This window comes from Streptomyces sp. NBC_00425 (assembly GCF_036030735.1).
GTDB lineage: Bacteria > Actinomycetota > Actinomycetes > Streptomycetales > Streptomycetaceae > Streptomyces.
The window spans coordinates 9,107,347-9,130,070 of the sequence record NZ_CP107928.1 but is presented as its reverse complement, the minus strand read 5'-3'; the positions used below and the strand labels follow the sequence as shown (position 1 = coordinate 9,130,070).

At 73.7% G+C, this 22,724-nt stretch carries 21 protein-coding genes; 10 read left to right on the top strand and 11 right to left on the bottom strand.

The window, feature by feature from the left end:
- Positions 1-53 precede the first annotated feature (53 nt).
- Positions 54-581: a hypothetical protein gene (locus OHS82_RS40310; RefSeq protein WP_328435673.1), complete on the bottom strand. Its 528-nt coding sequence runs from the start codon at positions 579-581 to the stop codon at positions 54-56.
- Positions 582-698: 117 nt separating this feature from the next.
- Entirely contained in the window at positions 699-1,190 is a 492-nt protein-coding gene (locus tag OHS82_RS40305) for a hemerythrin domain-containing protein (protein WP_057577092.1), read from the bottom strand.
- Between the two features lie 329 nt (positions 1,191-1,519).
- On the opposite strand from OHS82_RS40305, the gene OHS82_RS40300 reads away from it, so the two are divergent.
- Both OHS82_RS40300 and OHS82_RS40295 read left to right on the top strand, forming a co-directional pair.
- Positions 1,520-2,659, top strand: a complete 1,140-nt coding sequence (locus tag OHS82_RS40300) for a DUF2235 domain-containing protein (RefSeq protein ID WP_057577090.1) — start codon at positions 1,520-1,522, stop codon at positions 2,657-2,659.
- Positions 2,660-2,840: 181 nt separating this feature from the next.
- On the top strand, positions 2,841-3,701 hold the full coding sequence (locus OHS82_RS40295) for an oxygenase MpaB family protein (protein ID WP_328435672.1): 861 nt from the start codon (positions 2,841-2,843) through the stop codon (positions 3,699-3,701).
- Positions 3,702-3,846: 145 nt separating this feature from the next.
- Here the strand turns inward: OHS82_RS40295 and OHS82_RS40290 are convergent, their stop codons facing one another.
- Positions 3,847-4,191, bottom strand: a complete 345-nt coding sequence (locus OHS82_RS40290) for a MerR family transcriptional regulator (protein ID WP_328435671.1) — start codon at positions 4,189-4,191, stop codon at positions 3,847-3,849.
- A 718-nt stretch (positions 4,192-4,909) separates the two neighbouring features.
- On the opposite strand from OHS82_RS40290, the gene OHS82_RS40285 reads away from it, so the two are divergent.
- The 3 genes from OHS82_RS40285 (at position 4,910) to OHS82_RS40275 (ending at position 7,657) form a co-directional block, all read left to right on the top strand.
- Positions 4,910-5,419, top strand: coding sequence for a DinB family protein (locus tag OHS82_RS40285; RefSeq protein WP_057577086.1), 510 nt, complete (start codon positions 4,910-4,912; stop codon positions 5,417-5,419).
- Between the two features lie 121 nt (positions 5,420-5,540).
- Positions 5,541-6,881, top strand: a complete 1,341-nt coding sequence (locus tag OHS82_RS40280; RefSeq protein WP_328435670.1) for a jacalin-like lectin — start codon at positions 5,541-5,543, stop codon at positions 6,879-6,881.
- Positions 6,882-6,958: 77 nt separating this feature from the next.
- Complete coding sequence (locus OHS82_RS40275) at positions 6,959-7,657, top strand: TetR/AcrR family transcriptional regulator (RefSeq protein WP_328435669.1); 699 nt, start codon at positions 6,959-6,961, stop codon at positions 7,655-7,657.
- Between the two features lie 101 nt (positions 7,658-7,758).
- On the opposite strand, the gene OHS82_RS40270 is transcribed toward OHS82_RS40275, so the two are convergent.
- The 5 genes from OHS82_RS40270 to OHS82_RS40250 all read right to left on the bottom strand — a co-directional run bounded on the left by OHS82_RS40270 (position 7,759) and on the right by OHS82_RS40250 (position 12,730).
- Positions 7,759-9,312, bottom strand: coding sequence for an FAD-dependent oxidoreductase (locus OHS82_RS40270; RefSeq protein WP_057577082.1), 1,554 nt, complete (start codon positions 9,310-9,312; stop codon positions 7,759-7,761).
- The gene (locus OHS82_RS40265) at positions 9,309-10,040 is read right to left on the bottom strand and encodes a methyltransferase domain-containing protein (RefSeq protein WP_057577080.1); all 732 of its coding nucleotides are present in this window, start codon (positions 10,038-10,040) and stop codon (positions 9,309-9,311) included. Before OHS82_RS40265 ends, OHS82_RS40270 begins: the two co-directional genes overlap by 4 nt.
- 47 nt (positions 10,041-10,087) lie before the next feature.
- The gene (locus OHS82_RS40260) at positions 10,088-11,281 is read right to left on the bottom strand and encodes a lycopene cyclase family protein (RefSeq protein ID WP_328435668.1); all 1,194 of its coding nucleotides are present in this window, start codon (positions 11,279-11,281) and stop codon (positions 10,088-10,090) included.
- 217 nt (positions 11,282-11,498) lie between these two features.
- Positions 11,499-11,921 carry a hypothetical protein gene (locus OHS82_RS40255; protein ID WP_057577078.1) on the bottom strand — a complete coding sequence of 141 codons (423 nt, stop codon included), beginning with the start codon at positions 11,919-11,921 and terminating at the stop codon, positions 11,499-11,501.
- Positions 11,922-12,103: 182 nt separating this feature from the next.
- Positions 12,104-12,730, bottom strand: coding sequence for a sigma-70 family RNA polymerase sigma factor (locus OHS82_RS40250; protein WP_057577077.1), 627 nt, complete (start codon positions 12,728-12,730; stop codon positions 12,104-12,106).
- 321 nt (positions 12,731-13,051) lie between these two features.
- Here OHS82_RS40250 and OHS82_RS40245 point away from each other — a divergent pair, with 321 nt between their 5' ends.
- From OHS82_RS40245 to OHS82_RS40230, 4 genes are read left to right on the top strand one after another with little or no spacing between them, the layout of a single operon-like run.
- Complete coding sequence (locus OHS82_RS40245; RefSeq protein WP_328435667.1) at positions 13,052-14,440, top strand: polyprenyl synthetase family protein; 1,389 nt, start codon at positions 13,052-13,054, stop codon at positions 14,438-14,440.
- Positions 14,437-16,008: a phytoene desaturase gene (locus tag OHS82_RS40240; RefSeq protein WP_328435666.1), complete on the top strand. Its 1,572-nt coding sequence runs from the start codon at positions 14,437-14,439 to the stop codon at positions 16,006-16,008. The genes OHS82_RS40245 and OHS82_RS40240 overlap by 4 nt, the downstream gene beginning before the upstream one ends.
- The gene (locus tag OHS82_RS40235; protein WP_328435665.1) at positions 16,005-17,039 is read left to right on the top strand and encodes a phytoene/squalene synthase family protein; all 1,035 of its coding nucleotides are present in this window, start codon (positions 16,005-16,007) and stop codon (positions 17,037-17,039) included. The genes OHS82_RS40240 and OHS82_RS40235 overlap by 4 nt, the downstream gene beginning before the upstream one ends.
- Positions 17,036-18,142 carry a DUF5914 domain-containing protein gene (locus OHS82_RS40230; protein ID WP_057577071.1) on the top strand — a complete coding sequence of 369 codons (1,107 nt, stop codon included), beginning with the start codon at positions 17,036-17,038 and terminating at the stop codon, positions 18,140-18,142. The genes OHS82_RS40235 and OHS82_RS40230 overlap by 4 nt, the downstream gene beginning before the upstream one ends.
- A gap of 19 nt (positions 18,143-18,161) precedes the next feature.
- Here OHS82_RS40230 and OHS82_RS40225 read toward each other — a convergent pair whose 3' ends face one another.
- From OHS82_RS40225 to OHS82_RS40215, 3 genes are all read right to left on the bottom strand, one after another.
- Positions 18,162-19,241, bottom strand: a complete 1,080-nt coding sequence (locus OHS82_RS40225) for a cobalamin B12-binding domain-containing protein (RefSeq protein ID WP_057577069.1) — start codon at positions 19,239-19,241, stop codon at positions 18,162-18,164.
- Positions 19,238-20,857 carry a PP2C family protein-serine/threonine phosphatase gene (locus OHS82_RS40220; RefSeq protein WP_328435664.1) on the bottom strand — a complete coding sequence of 540 codons (1,620 nt, stop codon included), beginning with the start codon at positions 20,855-20,857 and terminating at the stop codon, positions 19,238-19,240. Before OHS82_RS40220 ends, OHS82_RS40225 begins: the two co-directional genes overlap by 4 nt.
- A gap of 233 nt (positions 20,858-21,090) precedes the next feature.
- Complete coding sequence (locus OHS82_RS40215; RefSeq protein ID WP_057577366.1) at positions 21,091-21,315, bottom strand: hypothetical protein; 225 nt, start codon at positions 21,313-21,315, stop codon at positions 21,091-21,093.
- A gap of 246 nt (positions 21,316-21,561) precedes the next feature.
- On the opposite strand from OHS82_RS40215, the gene OHS82_RS40210 reads away from it, so the two are divergent.
- Positions 21,562-22,713, top strand: coding sequence for an ABC transporter substrate-binding protein (locus tag OHS82_RS40210; RefSeq protein WP_057577066.1), 1,152 nt, complete (start codon positions 21,562-21,564; stop codon positions 22,711-22,713).
- Positions 22,714-22,724: the final 11 nt, after the last annotated feature.

The window sequence follows — 22,724 nt, the reverse complement described above, 5'->3', positions numbered from 1 at the left end:
GTCCGCGAGGCGGGTGACGGTCCGCGAGCCGGATCGTCGCCCGGATCGGGACGTCAGGTGAAGTACACAGCCGCCTTGTCCAGGGCATGGCGGCTGAACATCCCGCCGTACATGACCCTGCCCCGGTACATGGTGACCCGGCTGACCCCCGAGCCCGCGGTCTCCACCGTGAGGGGCCGGCCGATCACGGACGTCCCGAGGATCCGGGCGTCCGCCGCGACCCAGGTCCGCGCGGCCGGCTGGACGGCGCCGCTGACCATGGCGGGCAGGACCATCGCGGCGTTGCGGGCGCCGGCCAGGCCGCTGCGGATGCTCTTCGCGTAGTCCATGGCCCACCCCGTGAACTGGGCCATCGACGCTTCGTCCACCGCGGGGGCGGCGGCGGCGAAGACGAACAGTTCCACCTTGGTGCCGAACCATCGCGCCTTGCGGTCCGACCGGGTGCCGATCACCACGGGGCAGTCACGCCAGACGGATGCGGTCACCTCGCATCCGTCTGACGCCAGCCGTCCGCGGAGCGCCTCCAGATAGGCGCCGGCCGGGTCGGTCGGTCGCGCCCCATCGGTTCGCTGCTGAGTCATACGCGAGCCCTCCCCCGTCGCTGTCACAGGCCGTCCGACCGGCCTGGGCCGGGTCGGACGTCAGCCCATGATCGCGCCTGAGGGAGGCCGCGTAAATACTTCCCCGCTGTCACACCGTCACGAGCGGACGATGCGGCGCACGTTGTCCACGTCGCCGCAGCCTGCCTTCAGCTGCCGCTCCCTCTCCTCCAGGAACGCGTCGCCGAGTTCCTCGCGGCGTTCCATGGCGGCGTTCTCCCGGGCCCCGTTGAGGATCGTGCGCTCCTCCTCGTCGGCGTGGTGAGTGACAGCCTGCACGAGCTCTTCGAGCTTCTCGTCCCACTCCTCGGAGCCGACCTCGTCGACTTCCAGGAGCTCGAGGAGCGCCTTGTTGCCCTCCTCGTGCTCCTCCTCGCCGTGCTCCACCTCTTCGTCGTCGATCTTCTTGTAGCGCTTGAGGGCGGGGTACACCTTCGCCTCCTCGGCGAGGGCGTGGGCGATCAGCAGGTCGGCGAACTCCCGCAGCGCGGCTGCCCGGTCGGCTTCGACGCTGCGCATCAGACGAAAGAGATCTTCCATTCTTCTGTGGTCCTGGAGAATGAGTTCTACGACGTCTCGTGTCTCGGCCATGGAACAGGTTTCACTTTCGTACGAGGGAACCTTGCCGGATCCGACTACCCCCGCCCACCGTCTTCAACAGTCGGAACTCAGACGTCCGCGAGCCGGAGGGCCCGCTTCGGCCCGGCACGACGTCAGCCGGCGGTGAGTGGCCGTTCCGGTACGACGGTGCCACCATGAAATGAGCGGGGTGTGCGGCCCCCCATCTCTGCTGCGGCGTCGGAGAGTACGCGCCCGGGGAGACTCGCCGCGGCATCGAGACGTTTCGCGCCCCGACGGGCGGTGCGGCCATGCTCGCGCATGAGGTACGGCCCGGACGCTCCCCTTTCAGGAGGGACCCCATGGCCAAGCGTCTGATCGTCTGCTGTGACGGCACATGGAACTTCGCGGACCAGCCCAGCAGGACGAACGTCACCAAGGTCGCCCTGTCCGTCCGCCCACAGGACGGGGACATCACGCAACGCGTCTACTACCACAGCGGTGTCGGCACGAACCGACGGGAGCGGTTGCGCGGCGGCGCGTTCGGCGTGGGACTGTCCCGCAACATCGTCGACGCCTACCGATTCCTGGTCGACAACTACGAGCCCGAGGACCAGCTGTACCTCTTCGGGTTCAGCCGGGGCGCGTTCACCGCCCGCAGCCTGGCCGGTCTGGTGCGCAACTCCGGCATCCTGCGCCGGGAGTACAGGGATCGGGTCGGCGAGGCCTGGACCCTCTACCGCAACCGAACGGAGAAGCCGACGGGTACGGCGTCCACGTTGTTCCGGCGTTCCTACGCGCACGAGACGGGCATCCGGTTCATCGGGGTGTGGGACACCGTCGGAGCTCTGGGCATCCCGATGCCGGCGTCGCCCCGGCTCGCGGCCGGCGTGAACCACTTCAACCGCCGCTGGGCGTTCCACGACACCACGTTGAGCAGTTGGGTGCAGGGTGCGTTCCATGCGCTGGCCGTCGACGAGCAGCGCTCGCCTTTCCCGCCCACGTTGTGGAGCCAACGGACCGACAGGGACAACGAGGAAGCACTGCGTCGGCGCGGCGGCAACCCCCAGGAACTCAAGCAGGTGTGGTTCACGGGGGTGCACTGCGACATCGGCGGCGGCTACGCGGAGCCGGCTCTGTCCGACATCCCCCTGCTCTGGATGGTGGGGGAGGCGACCCGCTGCGGCCTGAAGTTCGAGGACACGGCGTTCAAGTGGCCCCAGCCGGGCGCGGCACCGTCCGACGACTCCACGGACATCACGGTCGAGCCCGACGTGATGGGCACTCTGCACGACTCGCGGACCGGGTTGTACCGGTGGGTCCCCCCGGTCCCGCGGCCCATCGGCGAGGCCGTCGGCGGCCTCGAATTCGTCTCCGACACCGTCCTGCGACGCCATGACGCCGACCCGGCCTACCAGCCGACGAAGCTCACCGACTACCTCAAGGCCTCGGACCCGAAGGTCGAGACGATACGCCCGCGGATCCCGGGCGCGGACCGGTAGTCGTCCGCCACGGATCGATCGCCTCGCCTCGCCTCGCACCAGATTCTCGGTGGTGCACGGAGTGCGCCCGTTCGTCGCTCACGCACCGTCGTCGGCGCGCACCGTTCGGTGCGGTCTCCCGCTGTTTCCGCGTTCGGGCGGGCGTCGCGGACACTGGACGGCAGGAGAGGGGAGGCCGACCGTGCTGACCACCGTCCGTGAACACCTCGGGCAGGCCCTGTTCCGCCGCGTCGCCGGCCCCGACGGGCCCACGACCCGCGCCCTCATCCACGACACCCCCGGACCTCGCTGGTTCGCCCCTGAGCGCCCGATCCGCATCGTCCACGGCGACGCCTCCATGTTCATCGGCGGGCTGAGCGCACTGCTGCTTCAGTCCCTGCATCCCCTCGCCATGGCCGCGGTGGCCGGGCACTCCGGCTACCGCGGCGACCCGTGGGGCCGGCTCCAGCGCACCAGCACCTTCCTCGCCGTGACGACCTACGGCACCGCCTCGGACGCCCAGCGGGCGGTGGACCACGTCCGCGGCATCCACCAGCGCATCCACGGGACGACGTCCGACGGCGTGCCGTACCACGCGGCCGATCCGCATCTGCTCGGCTGGGTGCACGCCGCCGAGACGGACAGTTTCCTGCGCGCGCACGAACGCTACGGCGCCGATCCGCTGGACGCGGCCGGCTATGACGCGTACGTCGCCAACACCGCGCGCGTCGCCGAAGCCCTCGGTGTGAGCGACCCGCCACGCGACCGCCGGGCGCTGTCCGAACGCCTGGCCGCCTACCGGCCGGAGCTCACGGCGACGCCCGAGGCCAGGGCCGCCGCCCGTTTCCTGCTGTTCCAGCCTCCCCTGCCCCTCGCGGTCCGACCGCTCTACGGGGGACTGGCCGCGAACGCCGTCGCGCTGCTGCCGGACTGGGCCCGCGGCATGCTGTGGCTGCCCCGCGTCCCGGTCGTCGAGCAGTTCGCCGTACAGCCCGCCGGACAGATCCTGACCCGCACCATCCGCTGGGTCATGACGCCACCGCGCCGGCCCCGGCCGGCGTGAGCGTGCCGTCGGCCGCCCGTCGCCACGAACCTCGGCCGCCCGTCGCCGCGGCCCTCACCGAGCCCGGCGGACCGGCACGTTCCAGGACCCCTCGAGTGGGCGCGGTCCTGCTGTGACACCGACGCCGGCCGCGGGCGCGCCCTGGTCAGGCGGTGGACTTCTGCTGTGGCGCCCCGTGCTGGTTGCGCAGTTCCTCGTTCATGCGCTGCGCTTCCTCGAGTTGGTCTTCCAGGATGACGATGCGGCAGGCGGCCTCGACAGGGGTGCCCTGGTCGACGAGTTCGCGGGCACGCGCAGCGACGCGCAGTTGGTAGCGGGAGTAGCGGCGGTGACCGCCTTCGGAGCGCAAAGGGGTGATCAGACGGTGTTCGCCGAGGGCGCGGAGGAAGGCGGGGGTGGCGCCGAGCATCTCGGCGGCCCGGCCCATGGTGTAGGCGGGGTAGTCGTCGTCGTCCAGAGGGGCGACCGGGCGGGTACTGCGTGGGGGCATAGACCTCTTCTTCCGGGGGACGCGTCGGGGGGCCCGGGTGCCGTACCGGCACCCGGGCCCCGAGCTGTCAACACCATCTGCCGGCCGACTGCTCCGGCACCTTGTTCCGCAGAGTCCGCCCGGAGGGGCGGGGCTGCGGGGATCGCTGCTGCGTGACCGGGGACCACCTTCCAATCCGGGGTCTGCGGTACCCGGGCGGACTTCCTCCGCGCCCGGGCGATCCGATGGCGTCTGCTCCTTACTTTCGGCTACACGGTTGCACTGCTCACTGCTGGATACCGCGGGTACTGCTCGCGACCCGGTGGGCCGCGTCCTTCTTGGACCGCATGTGCGGCAGTTCGTGTCTGCCGCACCCTCTCGACTTCTTGAGTACGAGAGAAACAGTAACCCAGCAACCGATCCATGTCTACCGTCGCCAGCATAGATTTTCTCGATCATCGTCACTCGGTCTTCTGACCAGGCCACATCCGGAAGACTGCCGTCGCACAGTCGGAACCGGACCCCATGGACCCGGACCTCCGTGGAACCGGACTTCCGTGGACCCGGACCACCGTGGACCCGGACGCGCCATCGGCGGCGACCAGGCCCCCGGCCGTTTCGGTGCGGGACGGGCGCCTCCGGACCCGGGCCGTGGTCGCGCCCGCCGATCACACCCCACGGGCCCTGCACCTGATGGATACTGACGCTCCCTGACCGGCGGAACGAGGAGCAACGGCAAGTGACCCGCGACGATCGCACCGGCCCACCCAGCTTCGGCACCGAACGAGACATGCTGCGGGCCTTCCTCGACTACCACCGCGCAACGCTCGCCATGAAGTGCGAGGGTCTGACCGACGAGGAGCTGCGGCAGCAGTCGATGCCTCCGTCCACACTCTCCCTCCTCGGCCTGGTGCGGCACATGGCGGAGGTCGAACGCGCCTGGTTCCGGCGGGTGTTCGAGGACAACGACGCCCCCATGGTCTGGTCGGACAAGATCGACTTCCAGGCCGCCTACGACGCGAGCGCGTCGACCAGAGAAGAGGCGTTCGGCGCCTGGCAGGCGGAGGTGGAGAACTCGCGCCGGGTCGAGCGGGCCGCCGAGTCCCTGGATCAGGCCGGCTACCAGCCGAGGTGGGAGGAGGATGTGTCGCTGCGGATGGTGATGGTGCACGTGCTCCTGGAGTACGGCCGTCACAACGGACATGCGGACTTCCTGCGCGAAGGCGTCGACGGAACCGTGGGCGCCTGAGCCGACGGAAGAGGTCACCCGAGAAACAACGTCCGCACTCTCGACAGACCTGGGGTAACCGGCGGTAACTTCTGGCGTGTTGTCATCACAACCGCTTTCCCTCCCCAGGAGGCACTCCCCCATGCGCAGACTTCTCGCCTGCCTGACGGCCGCGGCCGCCGCCATCGGCGCGCTCACCGCGGCCGCGCCTTCGGCGGCGGCCGCCGACTCGGGCGCCTTCAGCGTCCTGTCCTACAACGTGGCGGGCCTGCCCGCGATCATCTCCAGCGCCTCCACACCGCGCGACACCAGCACCACGGCCATCGGCCAACGGATCGCGCCGTACGACATCGTCCACGCGCAGGAGGACTTCAACTACCACGCCTACCTCTACGCCGCCGACACCGCGCACGCCTACCGCACCCCCACCAGCGGCGGCGCCGCCATCGGCAGCGGCCTCAACACCCTCTCGAAACTCCCCTACGACGAGGACGACTTCGAGCGGGTGCGCTGGAACACCTGCACCTACGGATCGGGTGACTGCCTGACCCCCAAGGGCTTCACGTTCATCCGCGAACGGCTCGCCGAGGGCGTCTACGTCGACTTCTACAACCTGCACGCCAACGCCGGCACCAACGACGACGACCTCGCCGCGCGCGCCGCCAACCTCGCCCAGCTCACCGCGTTCATCGCCACCCACTCCGCCGGCAACGCCGTCGTCGTCATGGGCGACACCAACACCCGCTACACCCGCTCCGGCGACACCATCGCCGAGTTCGCCGCCGCGGGCGGACTCACCGACGCCTGGGTCAAGTTGGTCCGTGGCGGCACCCCGCCCGCCAAGGGCAGCGACGCCTTGGTCTGCGACCAGACCGGCCCCACCGTGCCCAACACCTGCGAGGTCGTCGACAAGGTCCTCTACCGCGGCAGCGCACTGGTCACGCTCAACGCCACCTCCTACAACAACGAGCACGCGAGGTTCCTCACCGCCGACGGGCGCATGCTCTCCGACCACGACCCCATCGGCGTCGGCTTCTCCTGGTCGCGCAACCCCGCCTACCAGCTCAGCGACCAGTTCGGCGGACCGCACGGCGACTACTACAACGACATCACCCGGGTCCCGGCCGGGGCCCGCGCCACCACCGTCGCCCTGCGCACCGGCGCCCGCGTCGACCAGGTGAGCCTCACGCTCGCGGGCGGCACCACCCTCACCCACGGCGGCAGCGGCGGCACCGCCGCCTCCCTGACGCTGGGCGGCGACGAGTACCTCACCACCGCCTACCTGTGCCAGGCCCAGAAGGACGGCCACACCCGGATCTTCTACGCCAGGTTCACCACCAACCTCGGCCGCACGCTGGCCGGCGGGACCACGACCTCCACGTGCGTCACCCGCACCGCGCCCACCGGCTGGCAGATCGCCGGGTTCCACGGACGGTCCGGCGACGCGGTCGACAAGATCGGATTCGTCTACACCCGGCGTTGAGCCGGCCCTCGACGAACCGCCCCGGGCCGGGGCTCGACGCCGAATGGACAGCCCGCTCCGCTGGCCGGACTCGGCTCATGACCCCTGGCGCCCGCCCCCTCAAGGAGCCCGCCGCCCCGCCTCGGCGCAGTGACGCCGAGCGCAACCGGGCGAGGCTCATCGCGGCCGGGCGCACCGTGCTCGGCCGCGACGGCCTGAACGCCTCGATGGCCTCGGTCGCCCGCGAGGCGGGGGTCGGCATCGCCACCATCCTGCGTCACTTCCCGGCGAAGGAAGACCTGGTCGCCGCCGTCTTCTCCGACCGCGTGGACGCCCATGCCGACGCGGTGGCGGTCGCCCTCGACGACCCCGACCCCTGGCGCGGCTGCGTCGGCCACCTCGAGGCCGCGTGCGCGATGCAGGCCGCCGACCACGGGTTCGCCGACGTGCTGACGACGACCTTCCCCTCCGCCAAGGAGATGGAGAAGCGCCGCGGCGAGGCGTACGAGGCGATGGTGCGGCTCATCGACCGCGCCAAGGCGACAGGCCGCCTCCGCGAGGACTTCGACCCCTCGGACCTGGTCCTGATCCACATGGCGAACGCCGGCGTCGTCAACGCCACCGGGGAGGCCGCGCCCGACGCCTGGCGACGCGTCGTCGCCCTGTTCGTCCAGTCCCTCGAAGCCCCGGCCCGCGGTCCCCTGCCGGCCTCCCCCGAACACGACGCCCTGTACCGTGCCATGCTCCGGGCCGGTCCGCAGGGCGCGACCTCACCGAAGCCGCGGGAAGGCGACTGACGTCCCGCCTCGGTGCCGGGCCCGTCACCTCCCCTTCGGAGCGGTCGATACGACGCCGACCGTGCGGGTCACCGTAGACGGCGCCCGTCACGATCCCGGCCTCAGCCAAGTCGGGCGAGTCGGCGCAGCAGCGCGCCGCGGCCCCGGTCCGGCACGGTCCACAGGGTCTGGCCGCTGACGCCCCAGCGTTCCAGCAGCGCGTTGGCGGCGAGGAAGCCGCTCGTGGCGGCGCGTTCCATGAGCGCCACCGGCAGTTCCGTGCGCACGAGGTCGCCGGCCACCACCAGGCCCGGGTCGCAGGTGCGCACGGTGGGCCGGTCCTCGTAGCCGCCGACCGGGAAGAGGGGGCAGTCGGACCGCCACTCGTGCCGTTCGTCGACCACCCTCGCCGCTCGCGTCTCCGGATACACCCGGTGCAGTTGCTCCACCAGCCGCTTCTGCTCCACGTCATGGGCCGGGCGGTCGGGCAGCGCGTAGGCGTGCAGTTCGACGACCGAGCCACCGGTGCGGGAGGACCAGCGCGCGGCCTCGCCCTCCCAGCGTTCCAGCACGCTGACGTTGTCGAGGCTCCCGTAGCCGCTGGTCCCGAGGAATCCCGGGCGGTCGGCGGCGACCGGGCGGTCCAGCCACAGGCGTGAGACGAGGAAGGGCGGCGCGGTGCGCAGCCTGGTCGTCCGCTCACGCCAGGCGGCGTCCGCCAGCTGTGGGGAACGGGCGACGAGGGACCGCAGGCCCGCCGCGTCCAGGGCCAGCACGGTGGCGTCGTAGCGCCGCTGCGCGGCGTCGGCGGCGACGAGGAAGCCTCCGTCCGGGGTCGCTTCGACCGCCTCGACGGGGGTGCCGGTGCGCAGGTCGACTCCGTGGCCGCGCAGATAGCCGGCGAGAGGATCCCAGAGAGCCGCGGGGAAGGGCTCGTCCGGCACGTCGAACAGCAGCCCCTCCGACGAGCCGAGGAAGTAGATGTGGAACATCAGCACCATCTCCGCCGCCGAGAGATGGCGAGGGTCGGCGAAGAAGCTCCGGGAGAAGACCTCGAACGCGAGGTGGTGGGCGGCCTCGGGGAAGCCGATCGACCGGAGGAAGTCGTGGGCGCTGACGTCGTCGAGCCGCGCGTAGACCTCGGGGACGCGCACGTCCAGGAGGGGCAGTGCCGCGACGGGGTTCATGCGGGCCAGATCGCGCAGTCCGAAGGTCGGGCTGAGGGCCACGAATCCGAGAGCGCTCCAGGGCGGGGTGCGCGGGACGTGCCGGAAGCTGTCGTGCATGCCGTCGCCGTGCCGCAGGGGGTAGTCGGGCAGCCCGCGCAGACGTCGCAGCCCCGGATCGGTGCGGCGCAGCAGTCCGCGCAGGTTGTAGTACTGCCGGAAGAAGGCGTGGAAGCCCCGGCTCATGGTGACTTCGCTGCCGTCGGCGAGGACGGTGGGCCGGCCGGCGAGGCGTCCTCCCAGGGCGTCCTCGCGTTCGTAGAGCGTGACGCGCACTCCCCGTTCGGCCAGGGCCGTCGCCGCGGCCAGTCCGGCGATGCCGCCGCCCACGACCGCGGCCGTCGGACGACGGTCGCCGGTCAGGCGGGGCGCGCCCGGCGCGGGGAGCAGGGTGCGGGCGCGGCGGTCCCTGCCGCGTCGGGGCGCGGTCGGCCGCGGGGAGCGGGTCATCGGGCGTTCTCCGCGGCGAGGTGGGGGCGGCGGGCGACGACGGTGTGGGTGACGCCGGTCTGCCAGCCCGGCAGGGGCAGTACCCGCACGTCGCGCAGGCCCGCCGCGCCGACCCGGGCGGCGAAGCGGTCCGCGGTGTCGAACTCCACGACACTGCGCCACAGATGGCGGTAGAGGCCGCCGTCGCCGAGCACGGTGGCGACGGGCAGGACGAGGCCGCGGCACACGCCCGTCCACACCGCGCGGTGAACGGTCCGGCCGCTCAGCGTGTACTCGTGGACCGCGAGCCGGCCCCCTGGCGCGAGCACGTCGTGCACCGACGAGAGCACGGCGTCGGGGTCGGTGACGTTGCGGAAGAGATAGGCGGCGAAGACCGCGTCGAAGGGGCCGTGCACGCCTGCCTCGGCCAGGCGCTCTGCGGGGGCCCGCACGAACGTCACCCCGCTCCGCCACGGTTTCCCGGCGGCGCGCTCCAGCATGCCGGCCGACGCGTCCACGGCGGTGATCTCGGCGTCGGGCAGGACGGCGGCCAGGGCGGCCGTCGAGGCGCCCGTGCCGCAGCCGAGGTCCAGTACGCGAAGGCCGGCGCCGCCGTCGGGCAGGCCGAGACGGCGTGCCGAGCGGCGCAGGTGCCCGTGGTAGCCGGGGTTGGCGGCGACCAGGGCGTCGTAGCTGCGGGAAGCGTGGTCGAACGCGGCGGCCAGGTCCTCGTCGCGCAGCAGGGTCATACGGTCTCCTCGGTAGGGGTGCGCGGAACTGCTTGCGAGCCCGGGGGTCACGGTCCGTGACGGGGCCTGCGGGGAAGCCAGGGGAGCTCGGCCGCGCTGCGGAGCATCGGCAGGACGGGGGTGCGGATGCCGACGGAGAGGTCCTCGTGCAGACGGGTCTCGCCGTCGAGGAAGCGCAGCAGCCGTCGCATCGGCACCTGGGCGAAGAGCCGGGCGAAGAACGCGGCGCCGTCGACGCGGCCGCTGTCCAGGGCCCGCAGCATCACCGCGTCCATGGCACGCGAGCGGGCCGAGTGGGCGGGCGGGGGCAGCGGGTCGCGGCCCGCGCGCAGGGCTTCGGCGACGGCCCGCGTCTGGCGCTGGACGGCGGAGAACGTGTACCCCGTGGACGGCCGGGTGGCGCCGCCCGCCGCGCCGATGCGGAAGACCGACGGCGCCGTCCGGCGGGGGAAGCGGGCGTCGGTCATGGGGATGACGCCGGTCTCGGTCGCGGTGACCTCGAAGCGGCCGAGGCGCAGCACGTCGCCGGTGTAGCGGCGCAGCGCCTCCTCGTAGGCGTGTCGTGGGAGGACGGCGCGGGAGAACTCGGTGTACTCCACGAGTGCCCGGTGGCGGTCGGTGGGCAGCAGGTAGCCGAAGGCGAGTCCCTGCGGGGGCTGCGGCACCCGGAAGTCCATGAGCAGCGCCGTGCCGGGGTCGAACGCCGGGCGGTCGGTGCGCACGAACCAGCCGCGGAAGTGCTGCAGCAGGGTGGTGCGGGCCGCCGGGAGGCGGGCGAGCGGCCGGGAGTCGAACACCCAGCGGGCGTGCACGGTGACGGGGCGGCCGTCGTCGGTGCGCGCGAGGATCTCGGCGCCGCCGGCGTCGCCGCGCACCGTCTCGACGGCCGCCTCCAGCCGTCGCACGTCGTCGCTGTGGGCCAGGGCGTGGCCGACGTGGCGTTCGAAGTCGTCGGAGCGCAGCATCTTGTAGCGGAGCGGGGCGATGTCGTCCTCGGACGACCGGCCGGCGGGGTCGTGTACGCGCAACCGCCGCCATTCGGCGGTCACGGCGTCGTCGTAGCGCCCGTCCCCCGCTTCCCAGTAGCACCAGGTGCGCCGCGGTGGCCGGAGGGGGCCCGGCGGGGGGTCCAGCAGCACCGTGGACACCCGCCGGCCTTGCCGGGCGGGGTGCGAGAGGCGGTGGGCGAGGGAGAGTCCGGCTGCTCCCGCGCCCAGGATGGCCACCTCTGCGTGCAGCACGAGCCGCTCCCTCCGTCCGGCGCTCCCCACCGGCGGCGCGTCCACGGCCGGTGATCTGTCAGAAGCATTCACCCGGGGAGGCCTCGGCGGATGCAGGCTCCGCCGGGTTGTCGGCCGTGTGGGTCCCACCTGCCCGATCCGAAGGGGGACGGGACGCGGGGGCGGGGGGCAGTACGGCGGAGGGGGCGGCCCGGGGCGGGGCGCGGTGGAGGGCGGCTCAGGGGCTCGGCTTGCGCCGCCGGCCCGGCGGGAGTCGGGTGAGGCGCAGGAGCGCGGCCTTCGTCGCGTCGAAGGAGCACTGCCACACCTGTCGGCAGACGCGCCGGAGGGAGCGGACACGCGACGGCGGGAGCAGGGGTGGAGGCGGCCGCAGCGGCGGGCCCGGCCGTCGGCGGTCGGCGTCCAGGTGGGCCCGCACGGTCGCCCACACCCGGGCGGGGGGCGGGTGCAGCGTCTCGCCCGGACGGTGGAGGCGTCCGGCGGCGGCAGCGCGTTCGTAGGCGGTGAGCCGTTCGCGGCAGATGTGACACAGGCTCAGGTGCCGTGCGGCGCCGGCGCCCCAGGCGGCACGCTCGCCGTCCAGGGCGTGAGCGGCCAGTTCGGCGGAGGGAATGTGGGGCAGCGCCCGCCACTCGGCCACGCCGGCGCCTCCTTCCTGCGGCCGCGCTCCGGTCGCCTCGTCACCTCTACCGGGGGACGGGGGACGGCGGATGCATCGCGGATACCTGCTCGGCGCGGTGGCCGGCCGGGCCGACCGGTCGTGAGGGTGACCCGCAGGTAGTGCGGAGGCCGCCCGGACAGTCGCGTCGCTTGTGCGTCGGATCACCCGGCGCGGTCGTGGGCGCCGCCCTCCTGGAGGCAGCGGCCGAGCCGGTGCAGACCGCGCCTGGCGTGGCTCTTGACCGTGCCCAGGGGCCAGCCGGTGAGTGCGGCGATCTGCGGCTGCGTCAGGTCGTCGTAGAAGGCGAGCGTGAGCACACGTCGCTGGGCGGCTGGCAGTCTGGCGAGCTCGCTGCCGACGAGGACCCGGTCGAGCACGGCCTCGGGCTGTGCGTCGTGGTCCACGGACCCGACCGACATGCGTGCCCCGGCCGCCGCCACCAGCTCGGCGCGTCGTGTGCGGGCCGACAGGGCGTCGGCGATCTTGCGGCGGGTGATCCCGACGAGCCACGCCCCCAGCGCACCCCGCTCCGGAGCGAACCCGGCACGTCCCCGCCAGGCGGCCAGGAACACCGTCTGGGTGACGTCCTCCGCTTCCCGGGCGTCCGCGAGGGAGCGCAGCGCGAGCGTGTGCACCAGTGCACCCCACCGGTGGTAGACGGCGGCCAGACACGCCTCGTCACCGGCGACGAAGCCCGCCGCGAGTTCCTCGTCGGCCAGGGAGTCCTCCGTCGGGGCCCGCAGCGGGGCACTGCCGGCGGTCTGCTCGGTGACTGGGCGTGCAGTCATGACGCTGCTCCTCGTGCGGGCGGTGACCATGCCGTCTCGGGCGGATGCGCCGGGGAGGTTCCCGTGCGGGGGCTCCCCTGCCGACGCGTCGGTCGCGGACGGCGGTCGCGGCTCCCTCACCATGCGAAGCGCGCGCGAGGCGCGACAACTCGCGTCGTCTGTGCATCGGTTTGGAGCCCGCTCCGGGTGCGGAGTCGTCGCTCGATCGCCCTTTCGGGCGAGAACCGACCGCACGTTCTCCCCCGATGGCGCATCCGTGGCGGCCTCGGCTGCGGAAGGCATTACGTCAGACCCGAAGCGACCGTGGCGAGAGGAACCGGGATGCGTCCCACCGAGGCGAAGGATCTTCCCGTGCCCGAGAAGGCACCCGATCCTCGGACCGAGCGCCCGCCGAGCGCCCGCCCCCGCCCTGCGGACGGCCGCTGCTCCCCAGGCGGCCGCACTCAGCCCCCGCCGGTCCCGCACGACCGGCCGGACGCGAGCCGCCCCGACGCCGTCGAAGCCGTCGAAGCCGTCGAAGCCGTCGAAGCCGTCGAAGCCGATGTGCCCGCGGCCGTGGGGCGCGTCCTCGACGCCCTCCTGGCCGAACGGGTGGAGCACGCCGCCGCCCTCGACCCGGTGTTCGGCCGTGACCTCGCCGAACGCGTCGCGCGGTGCACCGTGGAGGGCGGCAAGCGCATGCGCTCCCAGCTCGTCTGGTGGGCGCTGCGCGCCTGCGGCGGCGGAGCCGGGGAGGCGGAGGCCGCCCTGCGCGTCGGGGCCGCCCTCGAACTGATCCAGACCTGCGCCCTCGTCCACGACGACGTCATGGACGGCTCCCGGCTGCGCCGCGGACGGCTCGCCCTGCACGCGGACGTCACCGCCCAGTACGCCGACGCCGTGCCCGCCGACCGCGCCCGGCGCTTCGGCGAAGCCGCGGCGATCCTCGCCGGGGACCTGGCCCTGGCCTGGGCCGACGACACCGTCGCGGCCGTCGAGGCGCCCCGGGAGACGGTCCGCGCCGTGCGCGACCTGTGGAGCACGATGCGCACGGAGATGGTGGCCGGGCAGTACCTGGACATCCAGGGCCAGGCGACCTCCTCGGCGTCCCTGGCCCGGGCCGTCCGCGCCGCCTGCCTCAAGAGCGCGCTGTACTCGGTCGAACGCCCGCTGGCGCTCGGCGCCGCCCTGGCGGGAGCGGACGCCGCGCGGAGCGCGGCCCTGTGCTCGGCGGGCCGATGCGTCGGCATCGCGTTCCAGCTGCGCGACGACCTCGCCGACGCCTTCGGCGACCCTCTGCGCACCGGCAAACCCGCGGGCGGTGACATCCGGGCGGGCAAGCCCACCTACCTGGTGGCGGTGGCGCAGGCCCGTGCCGAGTCGACGGGCGACCGCCGCGGCGGCGCCGTCCTGCGGCGTTCCCTCGGCCGCGCCGACCTCTCCGAGAGCGGTCTCGCCGAGGTCCGTGACGTGCTGGTGTCCACCGGCGCCCGTGATCTCGTCGAGGCGAAGATCGACCGGCTGGTCGCCCAGGGGATGCGCCACCTGGACTCCGTCGTCCTGGAGCCGCAGGGCCGAGAGCGCCTGCGACGGCTGCTGCACGCCTCGGCCGGCACGACCCCCGCACCCGCACCCCAACCCCACCCCGCATCCGGAGCGTGCGGAGCGGAGGATGGCGGCCTGCCGCTCTCCCTCCTCCTCTCCGCCGGCGCCGACGGAGTCCTGCGATGACCAGAACCGTTCCCGGACCCACGGATCACGTCGTGGTGATCGGCGCCGGGCTCTCCGGCCTCGCGGCCACGCTGCACCTGCTCGGCGCGGGGCGCCGGGTCACCCTGCTCGAACGCGACACGCTGCCCGGAGGCCGCGCCGGACGCCTGGAGCGTGCCGGCTACCGCATCGACACCGGGCCCACCGTGCTGACCATGCCCGACCTCGCCGACGAGGCGTTCGCGGCGGTCGGCGAGAACCTTCGCGACCGCGTCGACCTCATTCCCCTGCACCCCGCCTACCGGGCGCAGTTCGCCGACGGCAGCGGCCTCGACGTGCACACCGATCCGCAGGCGATGGAGGCGGAGGTCGAGCGCTTCGCGGGCGTCGCGGAAGCCGCGGGGTACCGACGGCTGCGCGCGTGGCTGGAGCGGTTGTACCGGGCGCAGATGCGGCGCTTCATCGACGCCAACTTCGACTCCCCCTTCCAGTTGCTGACCCCGGACCTGGCCCGGCTCGCCGCCCTCGGCGGATTCGGACGGCTGGACGCGAGGATCGGCCGTCATCTGCGCGACGAACGGCTGCGCCGCGTCTTCTCCTTCCAGGCGCTGTACGCCGGAGTCACGCCGGCGCGGGCCCTGGCCGCGTACGCCGTCATCGCCTACATGGACACCGTCGCCGGCGTGTACTTCCCCCGCGGAGGCATGCACGCCCTGCCGCGGGCCATGGCGGACGCCGCCGCGAAGGCCGGCGCCGATCTGCGGTTCGGCCAGGACGTCGCCCGGCTGGAACGCTCCGCCGGCCGGGTCACCGCCGTCGTCACCGGCCAGGACCGCATCGCCTGCGACGCCGTCGTCCTGACCCCGGATCTGCCCGTCTCCTACGCGCTCCTCGGCCGCACACCGCACCGCCCCCTGGGCATCCGGCACGCGCCGTCGGCCGTCGTCCTGCACGCCGGAACCGACCGCACCTGGCCCGGACTCGCCCACCACACCCTGTCGTTCGGAGCGCGGTGGCACCGAACCTTCGACGAACTCACCCGCGAGGGGCGCCTGATGAGCGACCCGTCGCTGCTCATCACCCGTCCCACCGCCACCGACCCGACGCTCGCCCCGCCCGGCCGCCACCTCCACTACATCCTGGCCCCCTGCCCGAACACCGACATCGGGCCGGACGCCGCCGCCTGGAGCGACCTCGCGCCGCGGTACCGCGACAGCGTCCTGCGGGAACTCGAACGGCGCGGACTCCACGGCATCGCCGACGCCGTGGAGGAGGAGGTCCTCGTCACTCCCGCCGACTGGACGGCCCAGGGGCACGCGGCCGGCACGCCGTTCTCGGCCGCCCACACCTTCGCCCAGACCGGCCCCTTCCGGCCGCGCAACCTCGTCCGCGGCACCGACAACGCCGTGCTGGCGGGCTGCGGCACCACACCCGGGGTCGGCGTACCCACCGTGCTGCTGTCCGGCAAGCTCGCCGCGGCACGGATCACCGGCCGGCACGCACCCCCCGGACCGCGGCGCGGGCGCACCCCCTCCACGACGGCGGTCGCGCCGGCCGTGTCGCCCCTGCAGGAAGGAGCGCGCCCATGACCGCCCGGGAACTGGACGCGGCCCGCATCACCGAACCGGCGCTGCGCGCGGCCTACGCACAGTGCCGTCGGCTCAACGCCCGGCACGGCAGGACGTACTTCCTCGCCACCCGGCTGCTCCCCGTGGAACGCCGTCCCGCCGTCCACGCTCTCTACGGCTTCGCCCGCTGGGCCGACGACATCGTCGACTCACTGGAACCCGGCGTCCCCGTCCATCGCCGCGCGGCCGACCTCACCCGCCTCCAGGAGCGCCTGCACCGCGGGCTCCGGGACGGCCGCAGCACCGAGCCGGTGGTCCTCGCGCTCGCCGACACGGCGCGGCGTTACGCCATCGACCACCGGCACTTCCACGACTTCATGGCGTCCATGCGCAGCGACCTGGAGGTCACCGACTACCCGACCTACGCCGACCTGCGCGCCTACATGCACGGCTCGGCCGCGGTGATCGGGCTGCAGATGCTGCCGATCCTGGGCACCGTGGTCCCCCGCGAGGAAGCGGCCCCGCACGCCGCGGCCCTGGGGGTCGCCTTCCAGCTGAGCAACTTCCTGCGCGACGCGGGCGAGGACCTCGACCGCGGGCGCGTCTACCTGCCCGCCGACCTGCTGTCCGCGCACGGCGTGGACCGCGAGCTGCTGCACTGGAGCCGGAGCACCGGCCGCCGCGACCCGCGGATCCGCGCGGCCCTGGAAGCCTTCGCGCACCTGACCCGCGGCGTCTACCGCGAGGCGGCGCCGGGGATCGCCATGCTCGACCCGGTGTCCCGTCCCTGCATCCGCACCGCGTTCGTGCTGTACGGCGGCATCCTGGACGCCGTCGCCGACGACGGATACACGGTGTTGCACCGCCGGGCCGTGGTCCCGCGGCGACGGCGGGCCGCGGTGGCCGCCGACGGGCTGGTGCGTCTGCTCGCCGCCCGCGCCGCCGCCCGCCCCGGCCGCCGGACGGTGCTTCCCCCCTTGTCCGCGTCCGCCGGACGACGGCCCACGGCGTCCGGGAGCGCCGCGGAGACCCTTCAAGAGGAGGTCGTGTGAGCCCTGACCGTCACCCGCGCCGCGGACGTCTTCCGCTGTCGCTGCGCAGGCGTCCGGTCGCCTGGGAGCGACAGCGTCCGACCTGGCGCGAGGCCCGTCCGGCGGTGATCGCCCGGGCGCTCAAACGTGCGCAGGCCCGTCCGTCGGGCAACTGGTACGTGGTGGGCGCGAGCCGGGACGTCGGCGACGACCGACCCCTGGCCCGCACGATCGCCGGACGGGAGATCGTCGTCTGGCGCGACGCCTCGGGCCGGCTCGTCGCCGGGCCGGGAATCTGCCCGCACCTGGGGGCGCCGCTGCGCGACAGCCCCGTGCGGTGCGGCGCCTTGGTCTGCCACTGGCACGGACTCGCCCTGCGCGGCGGGCCGTTCGCGGGCTGGGACCCCCTGCCCGCGCACGACGACGGCGTGCTGGTGTGGGTGCGCCTGGACGACGTGGGCGGCGAGCCTCCTCTCGAAGCGCCGGTGGTGCCGGCCAGGCCCGCACTGGCGGGCGCGGTGTCCGCGGTCTACGTGGGCGTCGGCACGTGTGAGCCGGAGGACGTCGTGGCCAACCGGCTGGATCCGTGGCACGGCGCCTGGTTCCACCCCTACTCCTTCGTCGACCTGACCGTCGTCGACGCTCCCGCGACGCAGGCGCGGAGCACGGCGGAGGCACGGGGGACGAAGGAGGCGCACGGGACGACGGAGGCGAACGCCACACAGGCGCACGACGCGGAGGGGCAGGACGGAGAGGGGCAGGACGCCTTCACCGTCGACGTCTCGTTCAAGCTCGCCGGCCGGCTGGTGGTGCCGGTCCGTGCGGTGTTCACCGCTCCCGAGCCGCGCACGGTCGTCATGCGCATCACCGAGGGCGAGGGCCTGGGCTCGGTGGTGGAGACGCACGCGACGCCGCTCGGGAGCGACGACCGGGGCAGGCCGCGTACCGCGGTGGTGGAGGCCGTGGTGGCAGCGTCGGACCGCCCCGGCTTCGGCGTGGCGCGCGCGTTGTCGCCGCTGCTTCGTCCGCTCGTTCGTGCCGCCGCCGGACGACTGTGGCGTGACGACCTGGCCTACGCGGAGAGGCGCTGGCAACTGCGCTCGACGGGACGTTTCCCCGGCTGAGCAGAACCCGTCCCGGTCCTCACCGCCGTTCCCGGTGGGCGGGCGTCGCGGGCAGGGCGTCGAGGGCCGTGCGGAGGAACGTGAGCGCGCGGGGGAAGTCGTGGAGCCGCTCGGCCAGGACGCCCAGCCCGAGACGCAGGCTGTGGGCGGGCACCCCGCGGGCGGTGAGGATGCCGGCGCTCCACGTGGTGAACGTCGTGAACAGGTCGGCGTCGTCGACGTAGAGGGCGGTGGCCAGGAAGTCGACGATGTGGGCGAGGTCTTCCGCGGTGCGTTCACGCTGGGCGGGCGTGTAGGAGCGCATGGCGGGCAAGCGCTCGTCCAGGTCCGACAGGCAACTCCGGACCAGGGTGGTCCGGCTGCCCTTGACGAGGGTGTACTCCTGGTCGGCGAGGTGCGAAAGGTCATGGATCCCATGGCGCCGGTCCGTCCGTGGCGGGGTGACTCCCCGGGCCAGGCGGTCCGCGGCGGTGCGGGCGTCGGGGGCCCAGCCGTCGGCCTGGACGAGGCGGGCGTAGCGCCCGTCCGGGCCGAACGCGGCGCCGCCGACCATGACGGGGACGCCGAGGGACTGCACGGCGGTCACCGCCTTGTGCGCGGCGGGCAGATGGGTGGGGATCGAGGCCGACAGCAGCACGGCGACGGGGTTGGCCCGGTGCACGTGCGCGACGAGATGCGGGGTGGGGGTGTGGGCGCCGAGGAAGTCCACCCGCCAGCCCCGCCGGACGAGCACCTCGGCGAGCAGCCGGGCGGGGAGGAAGTGCCACTCGCCGTCGACGCAGGCCACCGTGATCCGCCCCCGCTCGTGCGGCCCGGACGGTACGGGACGGCGGTGGGCGAGAGCCGCGACGATCCGGTCGGTGATCGCGCTGGCGGCGTGCTCCTCGGCCACGCTGATCCGGTCGGCGGCCCACTCCGCTCCCACGCGTTGCTGCACACCGGCGACGACGTCCAGCAACAGCGCCTCCTCGTCCGCTCCCGCGTCGGCCGCCGCGGTCACCATCCGTACGGCGGCCGACTCGTCCCTGCCGATCACGGCGGCCCACAGCCGGGCCGACAGCGCCGTCGGGTCCGTGCCGGTCCCGGCGCCCGCCGTCACCGCCGTGCTCGGCGCGCAGGTCGGTCCCGGTGCCCGTCGACGACGCGGCCCGGGCCGTCCCCGACGGCGGAGTTGGTGATCGCGAGGGTGGCGAGGTCGTCGTGACTGCCGTCGCCCAGCCACTGCGCGGCCAGCATCTGCACCCGTTCCACCACCGCCCCGGCGGGCATCCGCGCGCACTCCCGCAGGGCCGCCTGCAGCCGGGCCTCGCCGTAGAGCTGGTCGCCGAGCGGGCCGCCGCGGGCCTCGGTGACGCCGTCCGTGTACAGCAGGCACGTCTCCCCCGGCGCCAGGACCACGTCGGCGCTGCGTGCGGTGATCTCGGGCAGTGCGCCCACCAGGGTTCCGCCGGTGTCGGCCTCCTCGACCCGGCCGTCGCCGCGAATGATCAGCGGCGGCAGATGCCCGGCGCTGGTCAGCCGCAGTTCCACCTGATCCGCCCGGCGGCGCACGGAGGCCAGCACCAGCGTCGCGAACCGCGTGTGGTGGGAGTCGAGGAGCGCGTTGTTCAGGAGGGTGAGGACCTGCCGGTGGTCGCCGGACAGCGGCAGGAGCGCATGCAGCACGCTGCGGATCTTCCCGGTCAGCACGGCGGCCTCCAGCCCCTTGCCGGCCACGTCGCCGAGGACGACGAACGTCTCCTTCGTCGGGTCCGCGCCGGGGTGGACGTCGTAGAAGTCACCGCCGACGAGTTCGTGGTCCTGCGACGCCCGGAAGGCGCCCGCGTACTCCACGCCGTGGACCCGTTCCAGCCGCGGGGGCAGCAACTCCCGCAGCAGTGTGGCCGTGATGGTCGCCTGCTCCGCGTACAGACGCGCCGCGGACAGGGCCGCGCCGGCCCGCGCGGCGAAGAGCCCGGCGAAGACCTCCTCGCCGTCTGTGAAGGCACGGCGGGTGCCGGCGCGCAGCAGTATCAGCACTCCGGCCGGGACCCCGTGCCCGGGCAGCGGCGTGATGATCACCGATCCGATCGGGCCGTCGAAACCGGGCGGGAGGGCCCACTCCGGCAGGCCGTCAGGGTCGATCCAGCGGGTGGGGACGGGCGGGAAGCCCTGCAACGCCTCCGCGAGTCCGGGCACCGCCGCCGCATCGACCTGCGCAACCGTCCGGGAGAGCGCGCCGCCCGCCCGCGCGTACGTCAGCGAATGTCGGCGTCCTCGGGCCGGGGCGACGATGACCGCCGCGTCGGCCAGATGATCGGCGGCCATCCTCGCCGTCACCTCCGTGCAGCGGTCCACGTTCAGTGACGACAGCAGCGCGCCGGAGATGTCGGCGAGCAGTGCCGTGCGTTCGCGTTCGCCGAGCAGCGCCTGCTGGACCGAGCGGAGATCGGTGTCCTCCACCAGCCACCACACCACGCTCCCGCCCTCACCGGGCGAGGGATGTGCCGCGAAGGTGCGGCCCGCGACCGCGCCGGAGGCGGCAGCGGCCGACGGTGTTCCGGTCGCTCGCAGGCTGCCGTGCGCCGTCGCGAGCCAGTGCGGCAGGCCGCCCTCGGCGAAGTCGTTTCCGGACTGGTGGGAGAACAGGCTGTGGGCCGCGGGGTTCGCTTCGACGAGGGTCCCGCCGGCGTCGACGACGAGCACGGGGCAGGGGGCGCTCCACGCGGCGCCCATGGCGACGCCATGTGGAATGTCGGAGACATCCGGAGAAGCAGTCACGAGCGGGGGAGCGCGGCGCGCACCCCACCGCCTCTCCGCCGGTCAGAAAAGGTTGCCATCCGGCAACCATCCCCCATCGTCCGGTCCCGTGCAACGTCCGGGGTGATTCCTCACGACTTCACCACCTCGACGTGACGCCGTCCCGCGCGGCCACGAGCCCGCGGGCGACGGCGTCCGGACGCCCGCCGTCAGGCGGCCGACCACTGGTGGGGCCTGCCGTCCCGCCATTCGACCCATCGTGCGTCGTCGAGCACGCCGTCCGGGTCGGCGACGCCGGCAGCTTCGAGGAACACGGTCAGATCGTGGTCCGAGTAGGCCGTGCCGAGGATCTCGTCCCGCCCGCCGGTGTGCACGGTCACCCGCCGGCCGCCCGACGGGGACGGCCGGTGGACGACGATCGGAGCACCGGCCACCCCTCCAGCGTGCCTCCCGGCCGCCGCCGGAGCCAGTCCGCGGCGGCCGGGGTCCGACGCGACGGTGACCGCGGCGGTCGGGCCCGCGACGGGGGGTCCGTTCAACCGTTCGGTTGACGCCGGGTTCCGTCTTTCGCCGCCCCGGTCGATACGGACGGAGGACGCGAGGCGGCGTCGCGCCCGCCCACACTGGCAGGGCCCAGGCGCCGGGCCCCTACGCCACCCCCTCAGAGAGGCCTGTTCAGCGTGTCCAGTTTTCTCAGCAGACGACATGTCCTCGCCACCGGCGCCGGCGCCGCTCTCGGCCTCGGCACGGCAGGCGCGAACGCGGCCCCGGCGGCCGCCGCCCCCACCTCCGCCCGACGCGCGGCCGGAGCCGGGGCCGAGGAGAAAAGGACGCTCGACGAGCTGTACCGGGCCGCCGTCGCGGAAGGCGGCCGGCTCGTGGTCTACGCCGGCGGGGACACCCCCACCCAGCAGGACTTCACGAAGGCCGCGTTCCGCAGCCGCTTCCCGGACATCGACCTGACGCTCATCGTCGACTACAGCAAGTACCACGACGTCCGCCTCGACAACCAGTTCGCGACCGGCAGCGTGGTGCCGGACGTCATGCAGCTCCAGACCCTCCAGGACTTCACGCGCTGGAAGGACCAGGGCCGTCTGCTGCACTACCGGCCCGCCGGGTTCTCCCAGGTGCACGACGGCTTCAAGGACCCCGAGGGCGCGTGGGTGGCCGTCTCCGCCCTCGCCTTCAGCTTCATGTACGGCCCGGCGGCGGCCGGCGCCCACCCGCCGCGCACCCCGCTCGACCTCGTCGACCCCCGGTGGAAGGGGCGGATCGCCTCCTCGTACCCGCACGACGACGACGCGGTGCTGTACCTGTACTCCCTGTACGTGCGCAAGTACGGGTGGCAGTGGGCGGCGAAGCTCGCCGCCCAGGACGTGCGCTTCGCCCGGGGCAGCCACTCGCCCGGGGCGGCCGTGGTCGCCGGCGAGAAGGCGATCGGCATCGGCGGCGCGGGCACGCTGACCGCGCCGTCGTCCTCACCGGTCCGCTTCGTCGTCGCCGACGGCCACCCGTTCATGTCGTGGGGGCAGCGCGCGGCGATCCTCAAGCAGGCCGCCCATCCCACGGCCGCCAAGCTGTTCCTCAACTGGCAGCTGTCTTTGGATGTGCAGAACGGCTCCTTCAACGGCTGGTCCGTGCGCACCGACGTCACCCCGCCCAGCGGTCTGAAGCGGATCTGGGAGTACCCGAACGGCAACCTGGACGGCTTCCCCCGCTTCATGGCGGACCGGGCGCAGGTCGAGCGCTGGAAGCAGACCTTCGCCCTGTACTTCGGCGAGGTCCAGGGCGAGCCGACGCCCGGCCGGCTGGGGCTGCACCCGGGGGCGTAGCCCGCGCGGAT